Origin of the sequence: Clostridium chauvoei (genome assembly GCF_002327185.1) — a bacterium.
Taxonomy (GTDB): domain Bacteria; phylum Bacillota; class Clostridia; order Clostridiales; family Clostridiaceae; genus Clostridium; species Clostridium chauvoei.
The window spans coordinates 586,110-611,550 of the sequence record NZ_CP018624.1; the positions used below are offsets into that span (position 1 = coordinate 586,110).

The 25,441-nt window shown below is 27.2% G+C and carries 27 protein-coding genes, 1 pseudogene and 1 other annotated feature; of the genes and pseudogenes, 21 read left to right on the forward strand and 7 right to left on the reverse strand.

All coding sequences use genetic code 11. The features are described 5' to 3' along the window. Window positions 1-210: 210 nt before the first annotated feature. Window positions 211-732, forward strand: coding sequence for a putative ABC transporter permease (locus BTM21_RS02700; RefSeq protein WP_021876262.1), 522 nt, complete (start codon window positions 211-213; stop codon window positions 730-732). A gap of 42 nt (window positions 733-774) precedes the next feature. Here the strand turns inward: BTM21_RS02700 and BTM21_RS02705 are convergent, their stop codons facing one another. After that, a complete protein-coding gene (locus tag BTM21_RS02705) occupies window positions 775-1,824 on the reverse strand; it encodes a VanW family protein (protein WP_096145327.1) in 1,050 nt (349 codons plus the stop codon). Window positions 1,825-2,751: 927 nt separating this feature from the next. After that, on the reverse strand, window positions 2,752-4,191 hold the full coding sequence (locus BTM21_RS02710; RefSeq protein WP_079481036.1) for a DDE-type integrase/transposase/recombinase: 1,440 nt from the start codon (window positions 4,189-4,191) through the stop codon (window positions 2,752-2,754). 178 nt (window positions 4,192-4,369) lie between these two features. Between BTM21_RS02710 and BTM21_RS02715 the strand changes: the two genes are divergently transcribed. The 4 genes from BTM21_RS02715 (at window position 4,370) to BTM21_RS02730 (ending at window position 5,675) form a co-directional block, all read left to right on the forward strand. Further along, window positions 4,370-4,576, forward strand: a complete 207-nt coding sequence (locus tag BTM21_RS02715) for a heavy-metal-associated domain-containing protein (RefSeq protein ID WP_079481524.1) — start codon at window positions 4,370-4,372, stop codon at window positions 4,574-4,576. Window positions 4,577-4,721: 145 nt separating this feature from the next. After that, window positions 4,722-4,904, forward strand: a complete 183-nt coding sequence (locus BTM21_RS02720) for a ferredoxin (RefSeq protein ID WP_021876259.1) — start codon at window positions 4,722-4,724, stop codon at window positions 4,902-4,904. Between the two features lie 62 nt (window positions 4,905-4,966). After that, on the forward strand, window positions 4,967-5,140 hold the full coding sequence (locus BTM21_RS02725; RefSeq protein ID WP_021876258.1) for a (2Fe-2S)-binding protein: 174 nt from the start codon (window positions 4,967-4,969) through the stop codon (window positions 5,138-5,140). Window positions 5,141-5,258: 118 nt separating this feature from the next. Next, on the forward strand, window positions 5,259-5,675 hold the full coding sequence (locus BTM21_RS02730; RefSeq protein ID WP_021876257.1) for a DUF3783 domain-containing protein: 417 nt from the start codon (window positions 5,259-5,261) through the stop codon (window positions 5,673-5,675). 85 nt (window positions 5,676-5,760) lie between these two features. On the opposite strand, the gene BTM21_RS02735 is transcribed toward BTM21_RS02730, so the two are convergent. Next, window positions 5,761-5,970, reverse strand: a complete 210-nt coding sequence (locus tag BTM21_RS02735) for a cold-shock protein (protein ID WP_021876256.1) — start codon at window positions 5,968-5,970, stop codon at window positions 5,761-5,763. A gap of 150 nt (window positions 5,971-6,120) precedes the next feature. Beyond that, window positions 6,121-6,390, forward strand: a binding site (T-box leader). A 108-nt stretch (window positions 6,391-6,498) separates the two neighbouring features. On the opposite strand from BTM21_RS02735, the gene brnQ reads away from it, so the two are divergent. Further along, window positions 6,499-7,836: a branched-chain amino acid transport system II carrier protein gene (gene brnQ, locus BTM21_RS02740; protein ID WP_079481523.1), complete on the forward strand. Its 1,338-nt coding sequence runs from the start codon at window positions 6,499-6,501 to the stop codon at window positions 7,834-7,836. An 81-nt stretch (window positions 7,837-7,917) separates the two neighbouring features. On the opposite strand, the gene BTM21_RS13630 is transcribed toward brnQ, so the two are convergent. Beyond that, window positions 7,918-8,055, reverse strand: coding sequence for a hypothetical protein (locus BTM21_RS13630; RefSeq protein ID WP_021876254.1), 138 nt, complete (start codon window positions 8,053-8,055; stop codon window positions 7,918-7,920). 129 nt (window positions 8,056-8,184) lie between these two features. On the opposite strand from BTM21_RS13630, the gene BTM21_RS02745 reads away from it, so the two are divergent. From BTM21_RS02745 to BTM21_RS02785, 9 genes and pseudogenes are all read left to right on the forward strand, one after another. Further along, the gene (locus BTM21_RS02745; RefSeq protein ID WP_096145328.1) at window positions 8,185-8,949 is read left to right on the forward strand and encodes a YwaF family protein; all 765 of its coding nucleotides are present in this window, start codon (window positions 8,185-8,187) and stop codon (window positions 8,947-8,949) included. Between the two features lie 286 nt (window positions 8,950-9,235). Further along, a complete protein-coding gene (locus tag BTM21_RS02750) occupies window positions 9,236-9,847 on the forward strand; it encodes a manganese efflux pump MntP (protein ID WP_021876252.1) in 612 nt (203 codons plus the stop codon). A gap of 83 nt (window positions 9,848-9,930) precedes the next feature. Continuing rightward, window positions 9,931-10,767: an NAD(+) diphosphatase gene (gene nudC, locus BTM21_RS02755; protein ID WP_021876251.1), complete on the forward strand. Its 837-nt coding sequence runs from the start codon at window positions 9,931-9,933 to the stop codon at window positions 10,765-10,767. 36 nt (window positions 10,768-10,803) lie between these two features. Then, window positions 10,804-11,229: pseudogene (locus tag BTM21_RS02760) on the forward strand (SPL family radical SAM protein); the annotation flags it as partial. A 287-nt stretch (window positions 11,230-11,516) separates the two neighbouring features. Beyond that, a complete protein-coding gene (locus tag BTM21_RS02765) occupies window positions 11,517-11,858 on the forward strand; it encodes a NifB/NifX family molybdenum-iron cluster-binding protein (protein WP_021876249.1) in 342 nt (113 codons plus the stop codon). 33 nt (window positions 11,859-11,891) lie between these two features. Beyond that, window positions 11,892-12,722, forward strand: coding sequence for a nucleotide-binding protein (locus BTM21_RS02770; RefSeq protein ID WP_079481522.1), 831 nt, complete (start codon window positions 11,892-11,894; stop codon window positions 12,720-12,722). Then, on the forward strand, window positions 12,713-13,582 hold the full coding sequence (locus BTM21_RS02775; RefSeq protein WP_079481521.1) for an ATP-binding protein: 870 nt from the start codon (window positions 12,713-12,715) through the stop codon (window positions 13,580-13,582). Before BTM21_RS02770 ends, BTM21_RS02775 begins: the two co-directional genes overlap by 10 nt. Further along, entirely contained in the window at window positions 13,579-13,935 is a 357-nt protein-coding gene (locus tag BTM21_RS02780) for a NifB/NifX family molybdenum-iron cluster-binding protein (RefSeq protein WP_079481520.1), read from the forward strand. Before BTM21_RS02775 ends, BTM21_RS02780 begins: the two co-directional genes overlap by 4 nt. Before the next feature lie 254 nt (window positions 13,936-14,189). Next, a complete protein-coding gene (locus tag BTM21_RS02785) occupies window positions 14,190-14,630 on the forward strand; it encodes a DUF134 domain-containing protein (protein ID WP_079481519.1) in 441 nt (146 codons plus the stop codon). 70 nt (window positions 14,631-14,700) lie between these two features. Here BTM21_RS02785 and BTM21_RS02790 read toward each other — a convergent pair whose 3' ends face one another. Then, the gene (locus BTM21_RS02790; protein ID WP_021876243.1) at window positions 14,701-17,109 is read right to left on the reverse strand and encodes a hemoblobin-interacting domain-containing protein; all 2,409 of its coding nucleotides are present in this window, start codon (window positions 17,107-17,109) and stop codon (window positions 14,701-14,703) included. Window positions 17,110-17,376: 267 nt separating this feature from the next. Continuing rightward, the gene (locus tag BTM21_RS02795; RefSeq protein WP_021876242.1) at window positions 17,377-18,117 is read right to left on the reverse strand and encodes a GntR family transcriptional regulator; all 741 of its coding nucleotides are present in this window, start codon (window positions 18,115-18,117) and stop codon (window positions 17,377-17,379) included. A gap of 353 nt (window positions 18,118-18,470) precedes the next feature. Here BTM21_RS02795 and BTM21_RS02800 point away from each other — a divergent pair, with 353 nt between their 5' ends. Beyond that, window positions 18,471-19,874, forward strand: a complete 1,404-nt coding sequence (locus BTM21_RS02800; protein ID WP_021876241.1) for an MFS transporter — start codon at window positions 18,471-18,473, stop codon at window positions 19,872-19,874. 178 nt (window positions 19,875-20,052) lie between these two features. Here the strand turns inward: BTM21_RS02800 and BTM21_RS02805 are convergent, their stop codons facing one another. Then, a complete protein-coding gene (locus tag BTM21_RS02805) occupies window positions 20,053-20,517 on the reverse strand; it encodes a GreA/GreB family elongation factor (protein WP_021876240.1) in 465 nt (154 codons plus the stop codon). A 265-nt stretch (window positions 20,518-20,782) separates the two neighbouring features. On the opposite strand from BTM21_RS02805, the gene BTM21_RS02810 reads away from it, so the two are divergent. The 5 genes from BTM21_RS02810 to BTM21_RS02830 all read left to right on the forward strand — a co-directional run bounded on the left by BTM21_RS02810 (window position 20,783) and on the right by BTM21_RS02830 (window position 25,312). After that, on the forward strand, window positions 20,783-21,556 hold the full coding sequence (locus BTM21_RS02810; protein ID WP_079481518.1) for a polysaccharide deacetylase family protein: 774 nt from the start codon (window positions 20,783-20,785) through the stop codon (window positions 21,554-21,556). A 166-nt stretch (window positions 21,557-21,722) separates the two neighbouring features. Further along, window positions 21,723-22,712 (forward strand): S66 family peptidase, encoded by a 990-nt coding sequence (locus tag BTM21_RS02815; protein WP_197685101.1) that lies wholly within the window; start codon window positions 21,723-21,725, stop codon window positions 22,710-22,712. Window positions 22,713-22,947: 235 nt separating this feature from the next. After that, window positions 22,948-23,580 (forward strand): MutS-related protein, encoded by a 633-nt coding sequence (locus tag BTM21_RS02820; protein ID WP_021876237.1) that lies wholly within the window; start codon window positions 22,948-22,950, stop codon window positions 23,578-23,580. Window positions 23,581-23,730: 150 nt separating this feature from the next. Next, a complete protein-coding gene (locus tag BTM21_RS02825) occupies window positions 23,731-24,288 on the forward strand; it encodes a sigma-70 family RNA polymerase sigma factor (RefSeq protein ID WP_021876236.1) in 558 nt (185 codons plus the stop codon). Window position 24,289: 1 nt separating this feature from the next. Continuing rightward, the gene (locus tag BTM21_RS02830) at window positions 24,290-25,312 is read left to right on the forward strand and encodes a DUF4179 domain-containing protein (protein WP_079481517.1); all 1,023 of its coding nucleotides are present in this window, start codon (window positions 24,290-24,292) and stop codon (window positions 25,310-25,312) included. The last annotated feature ends 129 nt before the right edge of the window (window positions 25,313-25,441 follow it).

Here is a 25,441-nt window from a genome sequence, read left to right on the forward strand (position 1 = left end):
ATTATAAGGAATTATATATTAATAAATTGATTTTAAAGAGCGAATAAAATAGAAAAAGTTGCTCATAATATGATTATCTAATGGTTAATTACTTCTAATATTATTTAACCATAATATTAGAATAAGTTAGCCCCTAGATGGAACTAAAGTAATTAAGATTATAACTTCTTAATTGCTTTAGTTTTATATACAAAAGAAAGTAGGGAGTTTATGAAGTTTTTTTTATGGGTAACATTTAATTTTGTACTTTATTCTTTTATAGGTTGGTTGATAGAAGAAGCGTATGCATATATTATTAAAGGGAGTTTTAAAAAAGAAGGTTTTTTAAAAAGTCCCTTTAAGCCTATGTATGGATTCGCTATGACTATATTAGTAGCTTTTAATAGAATAAGTAATCCTAATATCTTTATTATGGCTACGCTTTGTTTTATAGTACCGAGTATAATAGAATATATAAGTGGAGATTTATTGAAACGAAGTTTTAATAAAGTGTACTGGGATTATTCAAATTTAACTTATAATTTAAATGGATTAGTAAGCTTAAGGTTTTCATTTTATTGGATGATTTTATGTTTAATAGGTGTATATTACTTTCAACCTATAGTTGATATAGTTTATTATAGTTTTTATTCAATGTGGTCAATTATATCGTTAGCAAGCACTATTTTAATGATAGTAGATTTAGGATTAACAATAAAAGAAGAGAGTAAGCTTCATACAAATAGAATATAATATAAAAAACACTATGTTCTTAATGGAACATAGTGTTTTTTGTTAGTTAAATGGTTGATAAGTACTAGTATCTAGATATTTTTCATATACTTGATTTCCACTTGCATCATATCCGTATAAATAAGTGTCGGCACTTAAAGGACCTTTTTGATAACTTTTAGGTTCATAAGTTATTCCTTTAGTTACAGTATCATTTGACCAAAACTCTATAGTTAAGTTACCATTACCTGCATATGAATTAATAACTACTGGAAATTCAAAATCATTTTTGAATTTTAAGTCTATTGAACCATCAGCTAATGTAGCATCTAGTCCCATAGGAACATAAGAAACTGTCATCATATGATTCATTCTTTCAGTTGGTATAATACCTGATCTAAGCATTGCGTTATATAGAGTAGATGCAACTTGACAAACTCCACCTCCATAGTTTTTAACAACTTTACCAGCTACATAAGTGTTAGCAAGTACAAAACCATTTTCAGGAGTAGTAGGACCAATTGCAGCTTCGCAAGAGAATATATTACCAGGCATTACTAAAGAATTATCGATATTTCTTGCAGCAATTTCTAAGTTAGTTCCACTAGGACCACCAGGGTAGTGTGTTGAGAATGTAGCAATTCTTTTATTAACACCAGTTAAAGCTTCACTTTTAATAGTAGGTTCTACTGTTTGCATTTCACCAGTTAAAGCAATAACATTTGCACTATCGATATCCTTAATATTTGATTTTAATTGTTCAAGTAATGTTTCAGAATTTAATTTAGACCCATTTTGACCTGCTGTAATATTAATTCCTCCATCAATGCTTATTGAGGCATTTACAGGAGCAACGTTAACTGTTGAACTTATGTTATTTACAAATTCATTAAGCTTGTCCTCATTATAAGAAAGTTCAAGTTTATAAGTTCTATTTTCAGGTTTTTTTAATAATTTCACTTTTTGAAAGAAATTTTTATCTTTTCCATAATTTAAAATATCTTGTTCAAGTTCTTCATATGGAATTGTTACATCAAGATTTTTATAAAATGTTTGGAAAGATTGATCACCTACAGTTACGTTAATTTCCTTATCACCACCAACGGTCATCATAGAAACTAATGTTTTATGAAGTTCATCGGCAGTTTGTCCAGAGATATCCTTGTCTAAAATATATGCACCTGGATATACTTTATCAGAAAAACTTTTTATTAGGTTATTATCTTTAACACCTTTGTAAGTTAATAAAGCTACTAAAATAACAATAATTGCAATAGCTAATAAAAAGTATTTTGATTTAAAAAGTTTTTTAATAGTGACATATTTGTTTCTTCAGTAAGTACAATGTTTTCTCCAAGGTTAGTATTAGATTCATTACTATCCATAGGTACCTCCTATAATTACTAGTTTTTATATAATAATATTTAAATAGTATGTTTATATAAATAAATATATCAATGAAAATAGATAAAAATTTATTATTATCAAATATATGGGAAATTTATATCAAACATATTCTATTATATTATACATCAATAATAATAAAATCAAAATAATTTATTTAATAATAATTACACAATTTATTAACAAATAGAAGAAATTGTAATTATAACAAAATTATGCAAAATAACGCTACAAGGCAATAAATTGTATTTTATTTTGAGAAAATGAAAAAAAATACCTTATTTTAATAAATGATTTTGAAATGAATTAAAATATTTATATAAACAAGAATAACATATATAGAATAGGTTTTCAAAATAAATCTAAAAATATAATATAAATACATTTATGCAGGAAGTTTGTTAATTAATAAACATTAAATAAATACGTTTAGAATACTAATTTATTATTTGAACATACTAGTATTAATTTAATAGGATAGTGTAAAGTTTCGTATGAAAAAATAGCTTATGGCTAATTTGGAATAATAGTTAAAAATATCTTTATAATATCTAAGAAAATTTTAAAATTGAATATGCTAAAAAGACCTTCGGTAACGGAGGCAAAAACTTAATCAATATTTGATTTTATGATTTATCAAGAAGTTTGTGATTCTTGCATATGTAATATGGTTTGTTGACCGAGACTGATAAGAATTTGCCACTTTGCAGACATATTGTCAATACCATCTAGTTGCTTTAATTCGTTTAAAGGACGCCAGTAATTGTAAGGATGCGGGCGTAAGAAGTTGTAATAAGCAACCCAAAGGGAGAAGCCATAAAGAGCACCTTCATCACTTCCATAACCACAGGTACCCCTGTAGGAAGATTTAAAGGTACGGTTTAAACGCTCTACAACTTGCTTAACCCAACGAAATTCTTCAGATACTGGATCATCGTTAGTAAGTCCGATAACTTGAGTTAGATTAAATTCTTTATTTTTTTCTAATTCAAATTGTTGCTTCGCTAACGGATATGAACTGTAACCATCGGCAACGAAGTTTAAAGCTTTTCCAGGGAAGTCTTTAAACTTATCAAAAGCCATACGCATTGCTAGTATACAAGGGCCAGTATCTCTTGTATCAGATACTTGATAACCTAGAATAGACCTTTTACAAGCATCCATTACAATCCAGACATAATGCTTAATGCCTTTTACTTTTATATAAGTTTCATCGGCAGAAAGTATTTTAGAGGGTTTGTAATCAAAGGTATCAACAAACGGCTTAATAACAGCAGCTGCTGTTAGAGCATAATTAGCAACAGTTCTATGTGAAATTTTTATTCCATGAACTTCTTTTAAAACATGAGCTGTTTGTCTTGTAGACATTTTACAATTAACGTGATAAGTCAAGCATAGTCCCATTATATGCGGGCTAAACTTCTTAAAACTAAATCCGGTAGCATGTTTTGATATTGGATATAGATCCATTTTAAAGAAGTTAATATTAAATTCACGATATATGTAATGAAGCTTATACTTGTATTTATCACAAGGATCAATATTCTTTGGAAGATTCTTAAGATTTCTTTGATAGTATAAGCATTTAGAATTATTGCATTTATGTATTTTAAAGTGCTTGCGTTGCTTTTGTTCCGTAAGCGTAGCACCGCAATAAGGACATATAAATACTATTGGTTTAGTTGTGTGATTAGTTTCTTTAAATGTAAGACCACAAACTTTACATTGAAACTGTCCTTTACTGCCATTGTTATCGTATATATATTCATGTGGTGCACCACACTTAGGACATTTAGTTTTTTTAGGGATAGACTTCCCGTTCCGTCTTTGGACGGGTTTTACGGTCTTGTTATATTTATGTTTGTAATAAGCTAAAAGTAATATATAGTCTACCTTTTCAAATCTAATAATTGTGGGTAGCTTATCTACTTTGAATTTTTGGTATTCTGGACTATTAGAATCATCAAATATCATCTGGTTAAGTGGAATATGTTTTGAGATGAATAAAAGTAATTGACCGATAATGGCAATTAAATATTGATTATAAGTAATTAAATAAGTTATAATTGAATCCATAATAACGACATCCTTTCATGTGTGATTTTGTTTGGTTAGAGATTCAATTTTAACATGAAATTAGGGGGTCGTTATTTTTTTATACAAAAAAACTGGCGAAACCTTGATATATAAAGATTTAAAAAGAAAAGTAGTGTAAAAAACTTTACACTAACTTTAATAGAAAGGAGGATAAAATATGGATAGCGTTAATTACACAGTAAGTGGTTTGGTTAATACAATGAGTAAGACCCATGTGAAAAATGCCTTAGATAAGATTGAAGGTGTACAACAAGTTTGTGTAGATCTTGGTAGAGGAACTATTGAGGTCATGTATGGACAAGAAGCAAATGAAAGTGAAATTAGACAATGTATAGAAGAGACAGGATATACTATTGAATCTTAATTATAAGTTTAAGCCACTAATTAGTGGCTTTTTTGTTTATTAAATATTTTGTATTGACAAATATAAATTATTATTTAATAATAAGAATAAGTAAAATTCTTAAAAAGAATAAAATTAGAAATGTAAACATAGGAGGATTTTAAAAATGAAGGCATTTGTAGATGGAGATATTTGTATATCATGTGGATTATGTGAGGGAACTTGTTCAGAGGTATTTTCATTAGATACAGGAGTTGCTGTAGCTAGTGAAGTATCAGAAGGAGCAGAAGATTTAGTAAGAGAAGCATGCGATGGGTGTCCAGTACAAGCAATTTCAATTGAAGAATAATATTTAAGTAAATTGTAAATATTAATAAAAGCTTATAATTATTATAAAAAGGAGAGATTGTTATGTCAAAGGTTTGTCTTTGCAAAGGTATTGAAGAAGAAGAAATAGTAAAGGCTATAAAAGAAGGGGCAATTACTTTTGAGGAAGTAAGAGAAAAAACAGGTGCAGGCTCAGGATTCTGCAAAGCAGGAAGATGTAAAGCTAAAATAGAAGAATTAATACAAGAAAATAAATAAAGAATTTATTAAGCCGTACATATTAATATTGTACGGTTTAAATTCTAATTGTTTATCAGTGCACTAATATAAAAGTTTAGTGATAAGCAAGTAGAAAGAATTTATAGAGGTGATTAATATGTCATTTGAAAAAATAGATACTACAAATAATGAAATTGAGGAAGGTAGAAGTTGTATATTATTGTGTAACTTTATAGGCAAGGAGCTTAAAATTGTTCAAAATTATTCAGATATTATAGGTGTTAGAGATAAAGAGATTCTTTCTTATAAAAATGGAGAATCAAAAATAGAAGATATTATAGATGGTAGAATATTATCAGAAGGTAATGATGGACCCAAAAATAAGGTGATAATTTTTAATAATGTATCCCAATCAAAAATAGGTATCTTTATTGAAAATATAAAAAAGCTTAAAATTAAAAATGTTTTGTTTGCGGTGGTAACAGATACATCAAAAGAGTGGACATTAAATACATTAATAAATAACTTAGTTGAAGAGCGTAAAGCTATGCAAAAAGGAACTTCAGCCCATTAATAAAAGTTAGGTAAGAGAAAAAAGACTAGGATATATAAATCCATAGTCTTTTTTGCTTACTTTTATATTTAATTATAAGAAATAGCTACATCTTTTGAACATTTGTAGCCATTGGGCCTTTTTTACCTTCTTCAATATCGAAAGTAACATTTTCGCCTTCGTGTAAGTCTTTATCAGTACCTTTTTCTTTAACTTGAGAGTGGTGAACAAAAACATCATTACCATCATCACAAGAAATAAATCCGAATCCTTTTTCTTGATTAAACCATTTTACAATACCTGTTTTACTTGACATAGGTAATATCGCTCCTTATATAAAAAATATCATTAATAGTATTACCAGTGAAAAAATTTTTAAACTTAAAATGAGAAAATAAAGAAAATTTCAAAAAGTATATTGACTATAAATAAAAATTGGTATAATCTATATATAATATTTAGATTAATAAATTCTATGAAGAGAAAAAGTAAGTAATATTTTTGTTCCACAGAGAGTTGGCATTTTGCTGCAAGCCAATGTTCAAGGTATAACTGAAAATCATCTCGGAGAAGTAAGGCTGAAGATTATTAGTAAGTCTTATCGGAGTTTTTCACCGTTAAAAGAAAAGCGTATTATTTAGTACGTAGCTGAGAGCTATAAAAGAATCTATTTTTATTTATTATAGATTTAGTTTTATAGAATTAGGGTGGTATCGCGAGTAACCTCGTCCCTTTGTTTAAGGGATGGGGTTTTTTTATGTTTATAAAGGGGGGATTTTATATGGATATTGAAGGTGGCATAATTATTCGGCAATAAAATTTGAATTGTATAGGAGGATTTAAAATGAAAGGTTTATCAAGGAAAGATTTAGTATTAATAAGCTTAATGCTTTTTTCATTATTTTTTGGAGCAGGAAATTTAATATTTCCACCATTTTTAGGTCAAGCGGCAGGAACAAAAACAGTTATAGCTATGTTAGGGTTTTTTATAACAGCGGTAGGTTTTCCAGTACTTGGAGTGGTTGTAATAGCTAAATCAGGAGGATTATATGCTTTAGCTAAAAGAGTAAATAAAACTTTTGCAGGAGTATTTACTGTATTAATATATTTATCAATAGGACCATGCCTAGGAATTCCAAGAGCAGGAAGTTTACCATTTGAAATGGCAGTTTCACCTTATTTACCAAGCAATATGTCGAGAGCTCTTGCATTATTTATTTTTACATTAATATTTTTTGCGGTGGCTTATTGGCTTTCATTATCACCAAGTAAATTAGTAGATAGAATGGGTAAGGTTTTAACTCCAACATTATTAAGTTTAGTTGCAATAATATTTATAGCAGCTATTTTCAAACCATTAGGAGGTTATGCAAAGCCAACAGGTGAATATATAACTTCACCATTTATTAAAGGATTTTTAGAAGGATATTTAACTATGGATACTATTGCAGCTTTAAATTTTGGAATAGTAATTAGTTTAGCAATAAAATCTAGAGGCGTTAAAGATGAAAAGACTGTTATTTCTACTTCAATTAAAGCAGGAATTATTGCAGGAATATTATTAATAGCTATATATTCAATGTTAGGACATTTAGGAGCAACTAGTGGAGGAAGATTTGGAGCAACTGAAAATGGAGCTCAAACTCTAACAAATGTAATGACCTATATTTTTGGAAAACCAGGAGCTGTATTACTTGCAGTAGTATTTACTTTAGCATGCTTAACAACTTGTGTTGGATTAATAACATCATGTAGTCAGTACTTTACAACATTAAATAATAAGGTAAGCTATAAAGCTTGGGTTAGCCTTTTAGCTTTATCAAGTATGTTACTTGCTAATATGGGATTAACTAAAATCTTATCAATTTCAGTACCAGTATTAAATGCAATTTATCCAATAGCAATAATGTTAATTTTAGTAGGAATAATGAATAATTTATTTAAAGGTAGTAGAGTTGTTTATTCTACAACAATATTATTTACTGGAGTTATAAGTGTAATAGATGCATTAGAACAAGTTGGCTTTAGGTTAGGTTTTGTAACAAAACTTGTTGATAAACTACCATTTTACTCACAAGGGTTAGGTTGGGTAGCACCAGCAATTCTAGGTTTATTACTAGGTATTGTTATAAAAGAAGTTAGAGAAAAGATGTTAGCAAAAAATCTAGAGTTACAAGAATAAAAAAGAGCCTAAAATGTGAACTGCCCCCTATCTAGTAGATAGGAGGCAGTTCAATGGTTCTACCTTTTAAGATTTTTAAATTTAATCATCATAAAAATCTCTTTCATAATCATTAGTATTTGGAGTGCTTGGCATATGACTGTAAGGTGCATTAGGATAATCAAATAAATTATCTTTTTTGTGTTTAAGTTTATGCTTTAATTTTTTAAGATCAAACATAATATCACCTCATAGGATTATTTATTAATAGTATGTACATAAAATTATATAAATATGTACAGTTAGGATATAGTAAGTTGTTATTGTAATAAATTACTAATATAACAAATATAAGGATGGAGGGATGATATGAAGGATTTCTTTGTTTTAAAAATACCAAATGAATTTTATCGAACAAGTTTAACGGAACAGACAATACCTATAATTCTTTTATGTATAGCAATAGGAATTATTTATTTTTATAAAGATAAGATAAGAGCCAAAGAAAGATTAGATAAAATTATTAGATACTCCATAGGAATAATATCATTAACTATTTTTGTATCATACTATATTTCTGTATGGATAATTGAAGGGATTAGACCAGATAATTTACCATTTCATCTATGTTATCTTACCAATATTCTTTGTATTATTTTAGCGTTTACTAAAAATAGAAGCCTTTTTAACTTTTCAATATTTGCAGGAGTTTTAGGTGGAATAAGCAGTTTAATATCAGTAGATATGGAGCTTTCCTGGCGATATTTTAAATATTATCAGTTTATGGTGGGACATACTATCATAGTTTTAGTTCCAATATATTTTCTTATTATATATAAATATATTCCAACTTTTAAAGATGCAATTAAAGTATTTTTATTATTACAGGTTATAGGAATGCCTATGGGAATATTTAATGAAATATATAAAACAAATTATTTCTTTGTAAGCTTTGGATCTAATGCAGCAAGCAAGGGGACATTTTTAACATTCTTAGGGGATGGATATATGTATTTATTTAATCTAGAATTGTTAGCTATAACTTGTATTTTAGTATGGTATTTAGTTTTGAAATTTATATATAAAATTTTAAAATCTCATTCACTAAATAATGATTATAGCTATAAAATGTAAGTATAATTATTAAGTTTTATTTGATTATATAGAGTAAATCTGATAAGCTAATAAGGGAAAATTTAATAAGTACTTCAGTTGTATAGGGGAGTAGTTAGCTCATATTTGAAGAGTTGTTAAGTCAACATATTGAACTTAAAAGTTCTGGCTTAATATTAAATAACGAGACTTATGCGTAGTTTTTGCTACGCATAAGTCTTTATTTTTTGTATAAGAAAGTTAAAAAAGTAGAACTAATAAAGTAAGTATTAAATTAAAAATTAATATATGTTAAGGAGAGTATTGTATGGGATTTTTATCAATTTTAATGACAGGAATAGGATTATCTATGGATGCCTTTGCAGTTGCCCTTGCAAAAGGAATGAACCTGAAAAAAGATTTACTTAAAAATGCAGTAAAAATAGCTTTATTTTTTGGGTTATTTCAAGCAGTTATGCCTCTTTTAGGATGGTGGGCAGGAAGATATTTTGAAAGCTATATAAAATCATTTGATCATTGGATCGCTTTTATACTGCTAGGGATAATTGGTGGGAAAATGATATATGAATCTTTCAATGGAGAAAAAGAAGATGAAAACTTAAATAATGAAATTGAAGAAGAAGTTAGTATAACTGAAGTTTATGAGGAAAAAGATGAGTTAAACAACAAAAATTTAATTATATTAGCTATTGCAACTAGTATAGATGCTTTAGCAGTTGGCGTAAGCTTTGCATTTTTAAGCGTTAACATAGTACCTGCTATAACAATAATAGGATTAACTACTTTTGTTTTATGTATAGTTGCTGTACTTGTAGGTAAAAAATTAGGAAACCTACTACAAAGGTATGCTGAAATTATTGGTGGAGTAATTTTAATACTTATAGGAACAAAAATTTTAATAGAGCATTTATTTATGTAGATAAAGGTTATATTACCCTTAATAAAAGAATGAATTTTGATATAATAAGACTTAATAGAATACAAAATGAAAGGAATAATTATATGACAGATAAAGAGTATGAATATTTTGGGTTTAAACCATTAATACATGGAGAAGTGGAAAGAGATGATAACGAACTTTGGTTTTTAATATGTAACGATAAATTATTAGTAAAAATTACTGAAGATAAAGTAAGCATTCCAACATATAAAGATATTAAAGTGCTTAATATAAGTTTTCAAGAAGCGTATTGTTTAGGTGAGCTTAAAAATAAAATATGCTTTACAGTTGAAATAGAAGAAAATATAGAAATAAAAGAAGAGTTTAAAATGATAACCATTTATGAAGCAGGTATTCTTTTAGAAGAAGAAATGTTTTTTGTAGCAGGAAGAGGAAGACAATTATTACACTGGGATAAAACTCATAAATTCTGTGGAAGATGTGGAAATAAAACTATTAAAAAGGAAGATGAAAAAGCAAAAATTTGTACAGAGTGCAATCTTATAACATATCCTACTATTTCCCCGGCAATAATCGTTGCAATAACTAAGGGAGATGAAATACTTTTAGCTCACAATAAAGGATTTAAAGATAATAAATATGGAATTATAGCAGGATTTGTTGATGCAGGTGAAGATCTAGAAACATGCGTAAAAAGAGAAGTCTTTGAAGAAGTAGGAATAAAAATAAAAAATATAAAATACTATGGTAGCCAAATATGGCCTTTCCCTAATTCATTAATGATAGGTTTCTTTGCAGAATACCAAAGCGGAGAGATAAAAGTAGATGGTGAAGAAATAGTTAAAGCAGATTGGTTTAAAAAAGATAACTTTCCTAAAATTCCAGACAAGATATCTATCGCAAGAAAGATGATAGACCATTTTGCTGAAATTAGTTAAATATATAAATTAAATAACTACGGGAGAGAGAATTATATGCATAAGGTGATGGTAAAAGGTATACTATCTAGTAATAATGGAATGAATATTTATAGAGGTTGCAGTCATGGGTGTATATATTGCGACTCTAGAAGCTTATGTTATGGGATGAATCATATTTTTGAAGATATAGAGGTAAAGATTGATGGTACACAGTTATTAGAGGATGCACTTAAGAAAAAGAGAAAAAAGTGTATGATTGGAACTGGTGCAATGAGGGATCCATATATTCATATAGAAGAAAAGCTTCAAAATACAAGAAAATCCTTAGAGATAATTGAAAAGTTATGTAAGATTATTGAACCAAATGTTTCTACAACAAAAGAACGTTTTGAAGTTTTGAAGGTAATGAGGGACAATGGAATTCCTACAGTCGTTTGGATATCTCCTATTTTGCCTTATATAAATGATACAGAGAAAAATAATGGGATTCAATTGAGTTTTGATATATAAACGTATTGAGTAAAATCAATACGTTTTTTATTTTTATAAAATGATATTTCTAATCTATAAAATAAAAAATGTAGTAGTTAAAAATAATAAAAAATACAAAAAAAGGTTTATGGCATTTGACAATAAATAAAAGTGATGCTAACATATTATTAGCATATGCTATTAATGTGTTGGGGGATGAGTTAATGGGGAGTTAGTTTTATGGTTATGAAGCAATTAAAAATTTATAAAATAAGATTAAGGATGAGGTGTAGTATATGAAAATAGCGGTTTCATCAACAGGAAAAGATAAAGATAGTACATTAGATATAAGATTTGGTAGATGTGAGTATTTTCAAATTTATAATACAGAAAATAATGAGTTAAAGGTAATAGAGAATAGAGGGCAAACTGCAAGTGGAGGAGCTGGAATTGCAGCATCTAATCAAATAGTAGAAGAAAAAGCAGATGTAGTCATTACAGGAAGTTTAGGCCCAAATGCTTTTAATATTATAAAAGAATCAGAAATAAAAATGTTTAAATGTGATTCGATATCAGTAGAATCTGCAATTAAAAAATATAGTAATGGTGAACTTGAAGAAATAAAATCAGCTAAATAGATAAAAGTTAGTAGATTGGAGATGAAAAAAACTGTGAATATTGCTGTGCTTAGTGGAAAAGGTGGAACTGGGAAAACAACAATGTCAATAAATCTTGCTATTGCATTAAATGCAAATTATGTAGATTGTGATGTAGAGGAGCCAAATGGTTTTTTATTTTTAAAGCCTACGGTTTATAAAAATGAAGATGTAATGGTTGAATATCCAGAGATAAAAAAAGACAAATGTATAAGTTGTGGTATATGTACACAAACTTGTAAATTTAACGCTTTAGCAAAAGTAAAAGATAATATTATGGTATTTGATAAATTATGTCATAGTTGTGGAGCATGCAAAATTTCTTGTAAAACTGATGCAATAGTTTATAAAAATAGAGTCATTGGAAAATTAGAATCAGGTAAAACAAGAAATATAGAGTGTATAAGGGGAATTTTAAATGTAGGTGAACCAATGGCAGTACCTGTTATAAAGCAACTTTTAAAAAGTTTACCTAAGGGTATTAATTTAATTGATTGTCCACCTGGAACTAGTTGTAATGTAGTAAATAGTTTGAAGTATGCAGACATTGCTATACTTGTTACAGAGCCTTCAGAGTTTGGTCTTCATGATTTAAAATTAGCTGTTGAACTTGTTAAAATATATAACATTCCATTTTGTGTAGTTATTAATAAAGATGACGGAAAAGAAAATATAGTAAAAAAATACTGTGAAGAAGAAAATATAAAAATAATAGGATACTTACCTTATAGTAGAGATACAGTAACTCTATATTCTAAAGGGCAAATATTATATGATGATGTAAATCATAAGTTATGGTTTGATGAAATATCAACTAATATAAAGGAGGTGCTACTTTGGAACTAACTATTTTAAGTGGAAAAGGTGGAACTGGTAAAACAACTATTGCTACAGCCTTAGCAGAACTTGAAAAAGATGCAATAAGAGTAGATTGTGATGTAGATGCACCAAATTTATATTTATTTTATGAGGGTAAAGACATAAGAAAAGAAAATTTTATTGCAGGTAAAAAGGCTATTATATGTAAAGAACTTTGCGAAAACTGTGGAAGATGTATTAATGTTTGTAAGTTTTCTGCAATAAAAGACTTTGAAGTAGATGATTTTACTTGTGAGGGGTGTGGTGCTTGCACATTAGTATGTCCTAATAATGCAATAAAGCTTAATGATGATAAAATTGCAGATGTATTTTTAACTGAATTAGAAGAAGGTATAATTTCAAGAGCAGAAATGGAAATAGGTAGCGATGGCTCAGGAAAGTTAATTAGTCAATTAAAGAAAAATAGTAGAGATGTTAATAATGGAGAAAAACTAACTATAATAGATGGATCACCAGGAATAGGATGTCCTGTTATTTCATCAATTACAGGGAGTGATGCAGTGCTTATAGTTACAGAGCCAACAAAATCAGCTTTAAAAGATTTGCTTAGGATACTAGAACTTTGTAATCATTTTAATGTTTTTACTATGATTTGTATTAATAAATATGATATTAACAATGAAGTTTCTGTAGAGATAGAAGAATTAGCTAAAGTAAATAATTTAATTATAGTTGGGAAAATTCCTTATGATGATATGGTTATAAAATCTATAAATGAGTTAAAACCAATAACAAATTATAAGGATAGTATAGCTAAAATTGAAATTGAAAAAATGTGGATTAATATAAAAAATAAAATAGAAAAATTAGGAGGAATTAAATTATGAAAATAGCAGTTGCTAGTGAAAATAATATTGTTAGTGGACATTTCGGACATTGTGAAGGTTTTGATATTTATGAAGTAGAAGAAGGAAAAATATTAAATAAAAACTTTGTGAAAAATCCAGGACATAAACCAGGATTTTTACCAGTATTTTTAAAAGGACTAGATATAGATATTATAATTTCTGGAGGAATGGGGGCTACTGCGCAACAATTATTTGAACAAAATAATATAGAAGTAGTTGTAGGAGCAGCTGGAATAACTGATGAAATAATTAAAAAATATATAAGTGGAGAAGTAAAATCAACAGGAAGTATTTGTACAGAGCATGCACATGAGGGGCATTGTAACGACTAAATAATTAATAAAGATTATTTAAAAGTAAAACATAAAAATTGAGGGATTGCTACTATATTATATAAGTTTTAATATATTTACAGAGATGGATATAGTCAAAGAAATAAATATTGAAGGATATCGTGGCTTTAAATGTTTTAAATGTAATAGTATAATTGATATAAATAATAAAGAGATTAAATTTAATTACTAGATATTTATGATATAACTATAATATTTACAGGATTATATGCAAACTGTAAGGAGGAATTTAAGTGGCGAGACCAACAAAAGTTAGAACAGTTAGTTTTTTTCCCGAAGATACCTATTTTGTGCCAGTAGGGAAACCTAAATGTCAATTAAAAGAAGTAACTTTAAAACTAGAAGAATTAGAAGCAATGAGGCTTAAGGATATTGAATCTCTTAGTCAAGAAGAATGTGCAAAACAAATGAAGGTGTCAAGACAGACCTTTCAAAATATTATTGATACAGCAAGACAAAAGGTTGCAATGGCTTTAACCCAAGGATATTCTATAAGAATAGATGGAGGAAATTATAGAGCGAAATTTTGTAAATTTAAATGTTTTGAATGTGGCAATGAATATGAAATAAAATATGAACAAGACAAAGAAAAATGTCCATCTTGTGGATCAGATAAGGTTATTTGTAGCAAAAAAGCTCAAATATGCTCTAGATGGTGTAATAAAAGTAGATAGAATAAATATTAATAAAGTAAATAAAAAAATCATATCAATTTAATTTTGATATGATTTTTTTATTTAAATCTTAGTATCTTTTATTTTTAAAGAAGAATACACCTAAGCTTGCAAGCATAGCACCTATCATTGATAAGAAGTTACCATTAAAGCTTGAACCAGTATTTGGTAGTGTTTTTTGTTTTATATCTTTTTGAGATGATTTATTTTGGTTAGGTGTATTATTTGCTTTTACTTCAGGTTTTGTAGTGGAATCTGTTTTAGATGAAACTTCAGTTTTAGTATTAGCTTTAGCATCAGTTTTCACATCAGACTTAGCATCAGTTTTCACATCAGCAGTTGTATCTGAAGCTACAGCAGGAGTAACATCTGAAATTATATCAGGATTTTCGTTAGGTTTTATATCAGGTGTTTCATCAAGATCAATTTTTGTAGTAAAGCCTTTCCAACCTTTTGAACAATTTTTATCAAATACAAATCTTACTTCTTTATACTCAGAGTAATTTCCAATATCACTTGGCTTACCCCCCATCATACCTACAAGTACACAGCCCATGTGATCTGAAGTTAAATCAGATATTGACACTTCGCATAGTTGCATATCATATTCACCTATACTATTTTTTTCTCCTACAAATTGACGTTTTGAACTTACATATTCTCCATCACTTTCTATACAGAAATCTAAAATACTATATCCATAAAGAGTATTTAACATTGTTAAGTTTATTTTACCATCTTTAACAGTAACCTTTATTTTTTCATCAAAGAAACCATTTAACATTGATTCATTCTCAGGAATATCAGCTCTATATGCTTTAAATCCTATAGTATAAACACCATCTTCAAGATTATCCGTTGGAATAATGGCATTAGAAACAATAACTCTTCTTTTTTGAGTCTTAGTTTGACCGTTATGAGTTACAGAATATGTTACTTCATAAGTTCCTTCTTTAGGGTTTTGAGTATCTAAATCACCAGTATCAATTTTAATTTGATTACTTAAATCAATAGTTTCTTTACCTATTGAAAAAGCAGATACATTATCCATTAAATCAATAGGTTCACCAACTAATGTAGATGCATCTTCTTTTATATTATAGATTCTAAGAGTTTCTGTTGTAGCAGTTAATGAAGGAGCTTCTTCTTGGCTTATTAATGTTCCGTCTTTTTTTACTCTTATTCTCATATCATTATAGCCATCTACTTTTAAAATTATAGTATTTATATCTTCTGTGAAAGAGGTATCATTTAATTCTAATCCACCCATATAACTAAGATGATACTCATTTATTCCAAAACTAAAGTTATCATAATATCTAACTCCATTTACAGTTAACTCAGAAGGTTTAGTGTTTGGATTTTGAGGATCTGCTGCCTTGATATATTCATTTAATATATCATTTTGTTCAAAACTTATTTCATATTCCACTCTTCCATAAATTTCACCGTATCTAGCGGTTGTTACTTTAGGTAATAAAGATACAGCTTGCCAATTTTGTTCATCTTTATTAGTTTCTTTTATATCATCTGATATAGTTGAAGATTTAGAGTTTGAATTATCTACAGCCTCAGTAGAAGAGTCTGCTATGCTCATAGTTTGTCCATCTTTTTTTATTTTTATAGTCATAGTATCATAACCATCAGCTTTGATAACTACTGTATTTACTCCATCTTTAAATGCATTTTGATTAAGTTCAAAGCCAGTTAACCCAAAATAAAAAGTATTTACATTTTCTACATCAGATGAATTAGTGTAATTAACTCCATTTACAGTTACAGTACTTTTAAAATTTATAGCTTGTCTAAAATCAGTTACAGATTTCCAATTAGCATCTGTAACAGAATCAAAACTAATTCTACATTTCATAAAATTTGAATAGAAAGTATCAAATTCTACTTTTTCTACTTCAGGTAATATATTCTTAACGACACTAGAAGTATCTACAAGTGATTCATTAGAGTTAATTTCTTTTTCACTTATAAAAGTACCATCTTTATTTACTAATATCTCCATATCGTTATATCCATTAGCTTTAACAATAATAGTATTTATTTCTTTTGTGAATCCACTTGGATTAAGTTCAAGACCTAATGCCCCCATTTTATAAGTATCTTTTTCGCTTACAAGGTTTGTATTATCATATTTGATTCCATTTACTGTTACATCATTTGTTTCATTTATAGCTTTTATATATTTTTTAAATTTATCAAATTCACTGTTGGTTGTACCAGGGAAATTTATTCTGTATTTATCGTAATCCTCCCAGAATCGTCCTAATTCTGCTGATTCAATTTTAGGTAAGGTAGTTACATTAATCCATTTACTTTCAACATTTAAGGCAGTATCTTCTACAGATAAAGTACGTGGATCGATATTGTTTGTGTCAGCACGTACCACTTGTGGGGCAGAGCCAACTATTAAAGTTGCAGCTATAATAGCACTTATTTTTTTGTTGAATTTTTCTGATTTTATCATATAATCACTCCTATTTGTAATATTAAAATTATTAATAAATAAATTGTTTTGTCATATATAATTAAAATGATACCACGAATGATAATCATTTTCAATTCGTTTTTGGTAAAATTTTAGAAATACTATAATTTTTACTATTATTTTATTAATATTATATGAATTGATAAGGAGTAATTATTTTTTTGCATAAAATTACTCCATTAAATAAATAACACAATAGTTTCTTATAATGTGTTTATTTAATGGAGTCTATTTTCATAAGAAAAATTAAATTTTTCTTGTTGCCTTTATTCTAAAATTACTATATTGATAAGGAATATAGTATTTATTAAATAATAGTGGAGGGGAATAGTCATTTAGGTATAACGTTTCCAAAATTAAGTCACATTGTTCACCACCAACAAGTTTATGTCTTTGGTGATTAGTATTTCCAGCAGTTGAACGTTTTATTTCTAACATTGAACTAGTTGATACTTCATAAGCTTTATTTTCAAGAAAATCCAATAATTGATCTTTATTATTTAAATCTATATTCATTTCTAATATTGTTTCAATAGATATAAAAGTAAAAGCATATGCTATAACTTTATTATTAGATTTATAATAACGTTCACATGCAACTACTGCTGTTGAAGTCTTTTCTAATACTTGTCTTGTATAGTCACTTTCTAAATCTAATCGAAAGAATAACTCAACATCATTAATAGGTTCATTATGATATTTGTATATTGGGTTACCTATTAATTCTAAGAAATCTTTTTTATTACACTTTTCAGGAGAAGTTATAAAATTCCCCTTACCATGTATATTTTTTACTAAACCATCATCTTGTAATAGTGAGAGAGCCTGACGTAAAGTCATTCGACTAACACCAAACATTTTGGCTAATTGTGGTTCAGATGGTAATTTTGAATTTATAGGATATTCACCGTTAATAATCATTTTATATAGATTATCATATACCAATGTATATAGTAATTTTTTTGAGTTCTTTGGAACGAGTTTCATGATATCACCTTACTTGTCGTCAAAAATTTTATCGTATGATTAGGAATAGTATACCATATATTTTTATTTCTTTAAATAAAATATAAAGGGGGTTTTAGAATGTATAAGATTACTTTAGACAAGTAAATAATAAAAGAAATTTAAGAAAATAGACAAAAAAAGCTAAAAGTAAGTAAAATAAACGATTACAGGAGTGTTGAAATAAAAAAAGAAATATGCTAATATTAACTTATCTAAAATATGGAGCAAAAAATGAACAAGTTTACAAAGAGTAAAATAGGTGTATGATGGGTAGTTCGTAAACGATTATTAAGAATACACAAAGGAAAAAATTAAAGAAAGAGGTACATAACATGGAAATTTCATTTAATACGTCAAAGGATACGTCAAAAGAAATTGAAGAAGTAAAAATAAAAAAGGCAGTACCAGCGGTATTAGCTTTAATGATTTTTGCGCTAGTTATAGATAATTCATTTAAAATTATTTCGCCAGATTTAGCAAGTACTTTTAATTTATCGGCTACTGCAGTTAGTTGGCAAGTAACTTTAGCTGGATTAGTTATAGGTATTGGAGCAATTGTATATGCTTCTTTATCAGATTCAATAAGTGTTAGAGATTTATTAGCAATGGGAATTGTTTTAATTTGTATTGGATCATTATTAGGATTTATTTTTCAAAAATCATTTACAATGATAGTTATTTCAAGAATAATTCAATCAGCTGGATTAGGAAGTGCAGAAACTTTATATGTAATATTTGTTGCAAAGTATTTTAAAGACCAAGATAAAAAGAAGTATTTAGGATTTAGTACAAGTAGTTATGCAATATCACAAGTAATTGGTACTATTACAGGTGGATATGTAGCTACATACTTACGTTGGCAAGTACTATTCTTAGTACCATTATTAACTTTATTAATATTACCTTTTATTTTAAAATATATTCCAAAAGAAAAAGTTAAGGGTGGAAATGTAGATTTTATAGGATTTGTACTAGTTTCATCAGTAGCAGCATTATTAATGCTTTTTGTTTCAGAATTTAATTGGATATATTTAATAGCATTCTTAGTTGCTCTTATATTATTCGTTACATATATTAGTAAAAATAAAAATGCTTTTATTAGTATTAAATTCTTTAAAAATAGAAATTTTATATCAATATTAGCTGTAGCATTTGTTATATATAGTGTTCAACTTGCATTTATATTTATGTTCCCATTTTTAATTGAATACATATATAATTATAGATTAGATCAAGTTTCATTAATTTTACTTCCATCATATATTTTAGCAGCTACGGTAGGAGCATTATCAGGTAAGATTGCAAAGAAAATCGGAAATAAGCAATGTATTCAATTAGCAATAGTAGGGATAGTAATAAGTCTTCTTATAGGGACTTTCTTTATAGAAACATCAGTATACGTATTTATATTTATAATGATATTATTCTCTAGTTCCTTTGCTTTAATGTATGCGCCTATGATAGATACATTAATAAAAACAATACCAGAAGAAAATTCAGGAACAGCTATTGGTTTCTATAATTTCTGTTTAAGTATGGCTGCATCAATCGGTATAACATATGTAGCAATATTAATGGAAATAGAGCCTTTAGGAAAAAATATTACTGGTCTTTTCAGTAATGCAAGATCTATACAATATAGTAATGTACTATTTGTATTAGCTGTTATTTCAGTAATAGCATTCTTATTATACTGGAGTTTAGTAGGAAGAAAAGAAAAGACTGAAAGCAAATAATAATTAAATTATATACGCCAAAAAGATATAAAAAAAATACGCCAAATAAAATATAAAAAAATACGCCTAAAAGGCTGTCTACTGAAATAATTTTAAAAATAATTTCAGTAGACAGCCTTTTTATTGGTTAATATTAAAGTTTGTTTTGATTTAAGTATTTTTAACTTTGAATAAGAAACTATAATATTTCTAAAATTTCTACAGAATATTTTTCTCCAGGAGCATTAACTTCAACTATATCAGAAACTTTCTTACCAGAAAGTGCTTTACCTAAATCAGATTCTATACTTATACACATATTATCAGGATCTAAGTCCATAGTAGTTACTAAAGTTACTTCAGTTTCAAAATCATCTTCAACAAATCTAATTTTAGCTTTACTATTAATTCCTAATACTGATTTATCTATGCTATCCTCATCTATTACAGTTGCTGTAGAAATCATAGTTAATAGATATTGAATTCTATTATCATTTTCTCTATAATTTGCACAGGCTTCTTTATATTCTGCATTTTCAGATCTATCACCATGTGCAGCAGCTATTGCTTTTTCCTTTGCTATCTCAGCTCTTTTTACTGTTAATCTATAATCTAATTCTTCTCTTAATTTTCTTATATTCTCTTCAGTAAGTTGATTATTCATAAAATTACGCCTCCTTAGGATATATCTACTTTAAATATTATATAATATATAGAGAAAAATTAAAGAATATAATATAAAAATTTATTATATATTACATATCAAGCCAGCGATTACTTCCTTTATAAATATTATTACATATTAGTATATATATGTAAATTACAGTATTTACATTAAATTACCACAAATAAAAAAGTAGATAAAAGCCAATGATAAAGTGTAATAGTTTTTATGCTAATAAAAATAAATTACAAGGAGGGAAATAAAAATGAAAAAGAAGCTAAAATGCTTTTTATTCCTTGTTTTAAATGTATTTATTATTATTTCTATGTTTAATCAAAGTATTAAGGCAACTCCTACAGAAGGAGAAGTAAAAAATACTAAAGGAAATGAGTTAAGTGATACAAGTGAAAATGAAAATAGTCTTTTAAAAAAAGAAGTATATTTAACTTTTGATGATGGGCCAAGTTGTAAAATAACAGATGAAGTTCTAAATGTATTAAAAGAAAATGATGTAAAAGCAACCTTCTTTTTAATAGGTAATCAAATTGAAGGTAGAGAAGAGGTAGTAAAAAGAATTAATGATGAAGGGCATAGTATAGGATTACATACCTTTAATCATAAATATAAATGTGTATATGCTAGCGAAGATAAATTCATTGAAGAAATGAATCAATGTCGTGAAGAGATAAATAGAGCAATTGGAATTTCGCCTAGTATAATTAGATTCCCTGGTGGAAGTTATAAGCATTTAAGTAAAAAATATTTAAAGAGATTACACGATAATGATTTTAAGGTGTATGATTGGAATGTAGATAGTACAGATGGGATGAATCCGAATTTACCTCCAGATAAAATATACAGAAAGGCTATTAAAGTAAATAAGGATTTAAAACCTACAATAGTACTTATGCATTGTACAGATTTACAGAAAAATACACCTAAGGCGTTACCTGAAATAATAAAATATTATAAAGAACAAGGATATGAATTTAAAACAATTGATGAGGATACAAAAGAAGTGTACTTTAGATTATCATAAAGTATTAGAGAAGCTTAGTGTAATAAACACTAAGTTTTTTTATTTATCTAAAATTAAGAGGAGAGTAATAATATCATTAATTTATAATAGATAGTACCTAATAATTGAAAATATATCTGTAAAAAGGGTATAATTGGGTTTGTAGAAATAAAATGGGGGGATGATATTGTCTAAGATATTAAAAATAAAAAAAGGTGATAAAATAGGAATTTTTTCACCATCAACACCAATAACTAGTATATGTCCAAATAGATTTCAAAGAGGAGTGGAATATTTAGAAAGTAAAGGCTTTGAAGTTGTCAAAGGTAATTTAACAGGAAAAAGTGATTTTTATAGGTCTGGCAGTATTAAGGAAAGAGCAGAAGAATTAAATGACTTGATAAGAAATCCTGAAGTTAAATGTATTATGTCTACAATTGGAGGAATGAATTCAAATTCAATACTTCCATATATAGATTATGAAGCTTTTAAAAATGATCCTAAACCTATAATAGGATATTCTGATTTAACGGCAATACTTCTTGGAGTTTATGCCAAAACAGATATATATACTTATTATGGACCAGCTTTAGTAGCTTCTTTTGGAGAGCTAAAACCTTTTGTAGATAAAACATATGAGTATTTTGAAGATATATTAGTTAAAGATAGTAGTTTACCATATGAATTAAAAGAACCAGAGGTTTGGACAGATGAATTCCTTGATTGGGAAAATCAAAAAAGAAGTAAAGTTGGTATAAATAATGAACTTATAACTGTTTATGAAGGCAAGGTTACAGGAAGAGTTATTGGAGGAAATTTAAATACTATTATGGGCATATGGGGAAGTGAATATATGCCAGAAATAAAGAGTGGAGATATACTTTTTATAGAGGACTCATTAAAAGATGCAGCGACTATTGAAAGAAGCTTTTCATTATTAAAATTATGTGGAGTATTTGATAAGGTATCAGGAATTATATTAGGAAAGCATGAGATTTTTAATGATATGAAAACGGGAAGAAAACCTTATGAAATATTACTAGAAGTATTAGGTGATAAGAAACTTCCATTTTTAGCTGAATTCGATTGTTGTCATACACATCCAATGTTAACATTACCTATTGGATGTAGAATAGAACTTGATGCAACAAATAAAAAAGTTTCAATTATTGAATAGCTAAAATATTAGTAACTAGGGGGATAGTAATGGCTACTAAAAGAGAAAGATTAAAGATACTAATGAAAAGAAGAATATACATACTAATGGATTAACTTATCTTAATGAAATATTAGTTGCAACTAAAAAAATATGTAATATAGATTCCAATGAAATTATAGAAGATAAATATAAATTAAAGAAAATTTATAAAGAGTTAAAACCTATTATAAATAATACTAGAGTATGTAATTTAATGAGTATTTATGGAGGAATCTTTGAAGGATTAGGAATTTCTTTCTTATTATTAGAAAGTTCCTACTATGGAGTAATTAAAGAACTTGAAAAAAATAAACAGCTTGTTTTAGAGCTATATGAAGCTTTAGGAGAAATTGAGGCATTTATTTCTATAAGTATTTATAAAGAAATATTAGAAGGTAATTATTGTGAACCTAAGTTTATAGAAGATATTAAACTAAATATAGAAGATGGTGTTCATCCATTATTAAAAAATGGGGTACCTAACACAATTCCTTTAAATAAAAAAGTGCCAGTATTTTGTATTATAGATGAAATTTTTAGAGGAACTAATCCAGTTGAAAGAATTTCATCATCAATGTCTATCCTAAAATATATAGGAGAAACAAGAGCTTTAACCTTTGTAGCAACTCATGATAGAGAACTTACGGATTTACTAAAGGATAAATATGATTTTTACTATTTCTCAGAGGATGTTGATTCAAATAAAGGATTATCCTTTGATTATAAATTAAAAGAGGGTGTATCTAAAACTAAAAATGCAATAAAACTACTAGATTATATTGGATATCCAAAAGTTATAACAGATAATGCTAGAAAATATGCTGAAAAGTTAGAGAATATAATTTAAGTTTTAAAGGGAGTTAAGTGACTCCCTTTAATTTTTGTTAAAATACTTATTAAAAATTTTTATTTTTGATAGATATTGTACATACTATTACGAAGTATTAAGTGTAAGGGCTAAACCTACAAAGCAAGCTTGCATGAAAGAAGGGAAAAAATGAAGGTAAATGAGAGAAATTTTATTTTAGAATTAAGAAAAGGTAATGAAAAAGCTTTAGATTATGTAATTGATAATTACGGATGGATTATTAAATCTATAGTTAAAAAACATTTATATGGATTAGTTAATAGTCAAGATGAATGTATAAATGATATACTTATGGCAGTTTGGCTTAATATAGAAAGCTTTGATGAAAATAGAAGTGAATTTAAAAATTGGATAGCAGGGGTAGCTAAATATAAATCAATAGATTATAAAAGAAAGTATTTAAAGGATTTAGAATACGAAAATATTGATGATTTAAACATAAGTGTAGAAGCTGGGATTCAAGAAGATATTATGGCAAAGGAGTTAGATGAGGAAGTTAGTTCTTTATTAAACTGCTTAAAAAAAGAAGATAGAGAATTATTTATAAAACTTTATGTAGAAGAGATGGAAGTTGATGAAGTAAGTAAAAAAACGGGATTAAAAAGAGATGTTATCTATAATAGAATCTCTAGAGGAAAAAGAAAAATAAAAGATTTATTTAAACTAGTGGAAGTTAGGGGGCATTAACTTGAATAAAAATATATATGATATGTTAAATGATAGTAATATAAACTTAGATGAATATCACAGCTATGAATTAAATGATATTGAAAAAGCTAAAATGAAAAGTAATTTTAGGAAAACAAGTAAGACTAAGAAAAATAGGAAAGCACCTAAAATTGTAGCTGCTATTGCATTAGGATTAACAGTTGGATTATTTGCAACTAACATAGGAAACAATGTATTAGCAACTATAAATATAATAAGTGAAGATATTGCAAGTAGATTAGGAATAGAAAAGAATTTAGATGATTATAAAACTGTAGTAAATAAGTCAATTACAAAGAATGGAGTAACTATTCAATTAAATGAAGTTATTTTAAATGGGGATGAATTAATAGTTTCTACTAATATAAGAGCTAGTGAATCTATTGGTGAGTATGGGCTACAGGCTTTTGGAGATGTATATATAAATGGAAGAAAAGCAAGTAGTGGAGCTGGGGGAGGAGCTAAGGCTATAGATGAGTACACAATGGAAGAAACTATTACCTATAATCTTAACTCAATTAATATAGATGATAATTTAAATATAAAAATAAGATATTCAACTATAGGGATGGAGAATGATGAAGTAAGAGGACCTTGGGAATTTGAATTTAAAGGAAATGGTAAAGAACTTGCTATAGCTACAAAAGAAATAGACTTAGATTATAGCTTTAATCTTGAAGATGGAGAAAAAATTATTTTAAATAAATATACAACTAATGCTATAGGACAAAAAATATATTATAAAACTGAAAATGGAACAGGAAAATATGATATGGTATTAAAAGGCAGTGATGATTTAGGAAATAATGTAGAGTTTTATTTATCTCATGGAAGTAAAATAGAAGGATTATTTAAAAATTCAAGTATAGATGGAGAGGTATCAAGTGAAGCTAAAGAATTAACACTTACTCCATATGCAGTTAAATTCCCAGAAAAAAGTGGAAAGCTAAGCAATGACTTTAAAAAGGTTGGAGAAGAATTTAAGATAAATATTAATAAATAATTTTATTGTAAAGTGGGCAAAGAGTATTTGTCCACTTTGCATTTGCACAATAGATTTATTTAAATAGATCTTTAAAAATACTCTTTTAAAGTTACAATTATTTGAAAAATATTATTAATTTAGATTACA

Coding starts and splice junctions, on each gene's coding strand:
- BTM21_RS02715 (WP_079481524.1), top strand. CDS start 4,370: ATGGATAGCGTTAATTACACAGTAAGTGGTTTGGTTAATACAATGAGT.
- BTM21_RS02745 (WP_096145328.1), top strand. CDS start 8,185: ATGAAGGATTTCTTTGTTTTAAAAATACCAAATGAATTTTATCGAACA.
- BTM21_RS02735 (WP_021876256.1), bottom strand. CDS start 5,970: ATGTCAAGTAAAACAGGTATTGTAAAATGGTTTAATCAAGAAAAAGGA.
- BTM21_RS02805 (WP_021876240.1), bottom strand. CDS start 20,517: ATGAATAATCAACTTACTGAAGAGAATATAAGAAAATTAAGAGAAGAA.
- BTM21_RS02750 (WP_021876252.1), top strand. CDS start 9,236: ATGGGATTTTTATCAATTTTAATGACAGGAATAGGATTATCTATGGAT.
- BTM21_RS02705 (WP_096145327.1), bottom strand. CDS start 1,824: ATGATGACCGTTGGTGGTGATAAGGAAATTAACGTAACTGTAGGTGAT.
- BTM21_RS02780 (WP_079481520.1), top strand. CDS start 13,579: ATGAAAATAGCAGTTGCTAGTGAAAATAATATTGTTAGTGGACATTTC.
- BTM21_RS02710 (WP_079481036.1), bottom strand. CDS start 4,191: ATGGATTCAATTATAACTTATTTAATTACTTATAATCAATATTTAATT.
- BTM21_RS02720 (WP_021876259.1), top strand. CDS start 4,722: ATGAAGGCATTTGTAGATGGAGATATTTGTATATCATGTGGATTATGT.
- BTM21_RS02800 (WP_021876241.1), top strand. CDS start 18,471: ATGGAAATTTCATTTAATACGTCAAAGGATACGTCAAAAGAAATTGAA.
- BTM21_RS02795 (WP_021876242.1), bottom strand. CDS start 18,117: ATGAAACTCGTTCCAAAGAACTCAAAAAAATTACTATATACATTGGTA.
- BTM21_RS02825 (WP_021876236.1), top strand. CDS start 23,731: ATGAAGGTAAATGAGAGAAATTTTATTTTAGAATTAAGAAAAGGTAAT.
- BTM21_RS13630 (WP_021876254.1), bottom strand. CDS start 8,055: ATGTTTGATCTTAAAAAATTAAAGCATAAACTTAAACACAAAAAAGAT.
- BTM21_RS02820 (WP_021876237.1), top strand. CDS start 22,948: ATGAGTATTTATGGAGGAATCTTTGAAGGATTAGGAATTTCTTTCTTA.
- brnQ (WP_079481523.1), top strand. CDS start 6,499: ATGAAAGGTTTATCAAGGAAAGATTTAGTATTAATAAGCTTAATGCTT.
- BTM21_RS02810 (WP_079481518.1), top strand. CDS start 20,783: ATGAAAAAGAAGCTAAAATGCTTTTTATTCCTTGTTTTAAATGTATTT.
- BTM21_RS02700 (WP_021876262.1), top strand. CDS start 211: ATGAAGTTTTTTTTATGGGTAACATTTAATTTTGTACTTTATTCTTTT.
- BTM21_RS02790 (WP_021876243.1), bottom strand. CDS start 17,109: ATGATAAAATCAGAAAAATTCAACAAAAAAATAAGTGCTATTATAGCT.
- BTM21_RS02730 (WP_021876257.1), top strand. CDS start 5,259: ATGTCATTTGAAAAAATAGATACTACAAATAATGAAATTGAGGAAGGT.
- nudC (WP_021876251.1), top strand. CDS start 9,931: ATGACAGATAAAGAGTATGAATATTTTGGGTTTAAACCATTAATACAT.
- BTM21_RS02725 (WP_021876258.1), top strand. CDS start 4,967: ATGTCAAAGGTTTGTCTTTGCAAAGGTATTGAAGAAGAAGAAATAGTA.
- BTM21_RS02765 (WP_021876249.1), top strand. CDS start 11,517: ATGAAAATAGCGGTTTCATCAACAGGAAAAGATAAAGATAGTACATTA.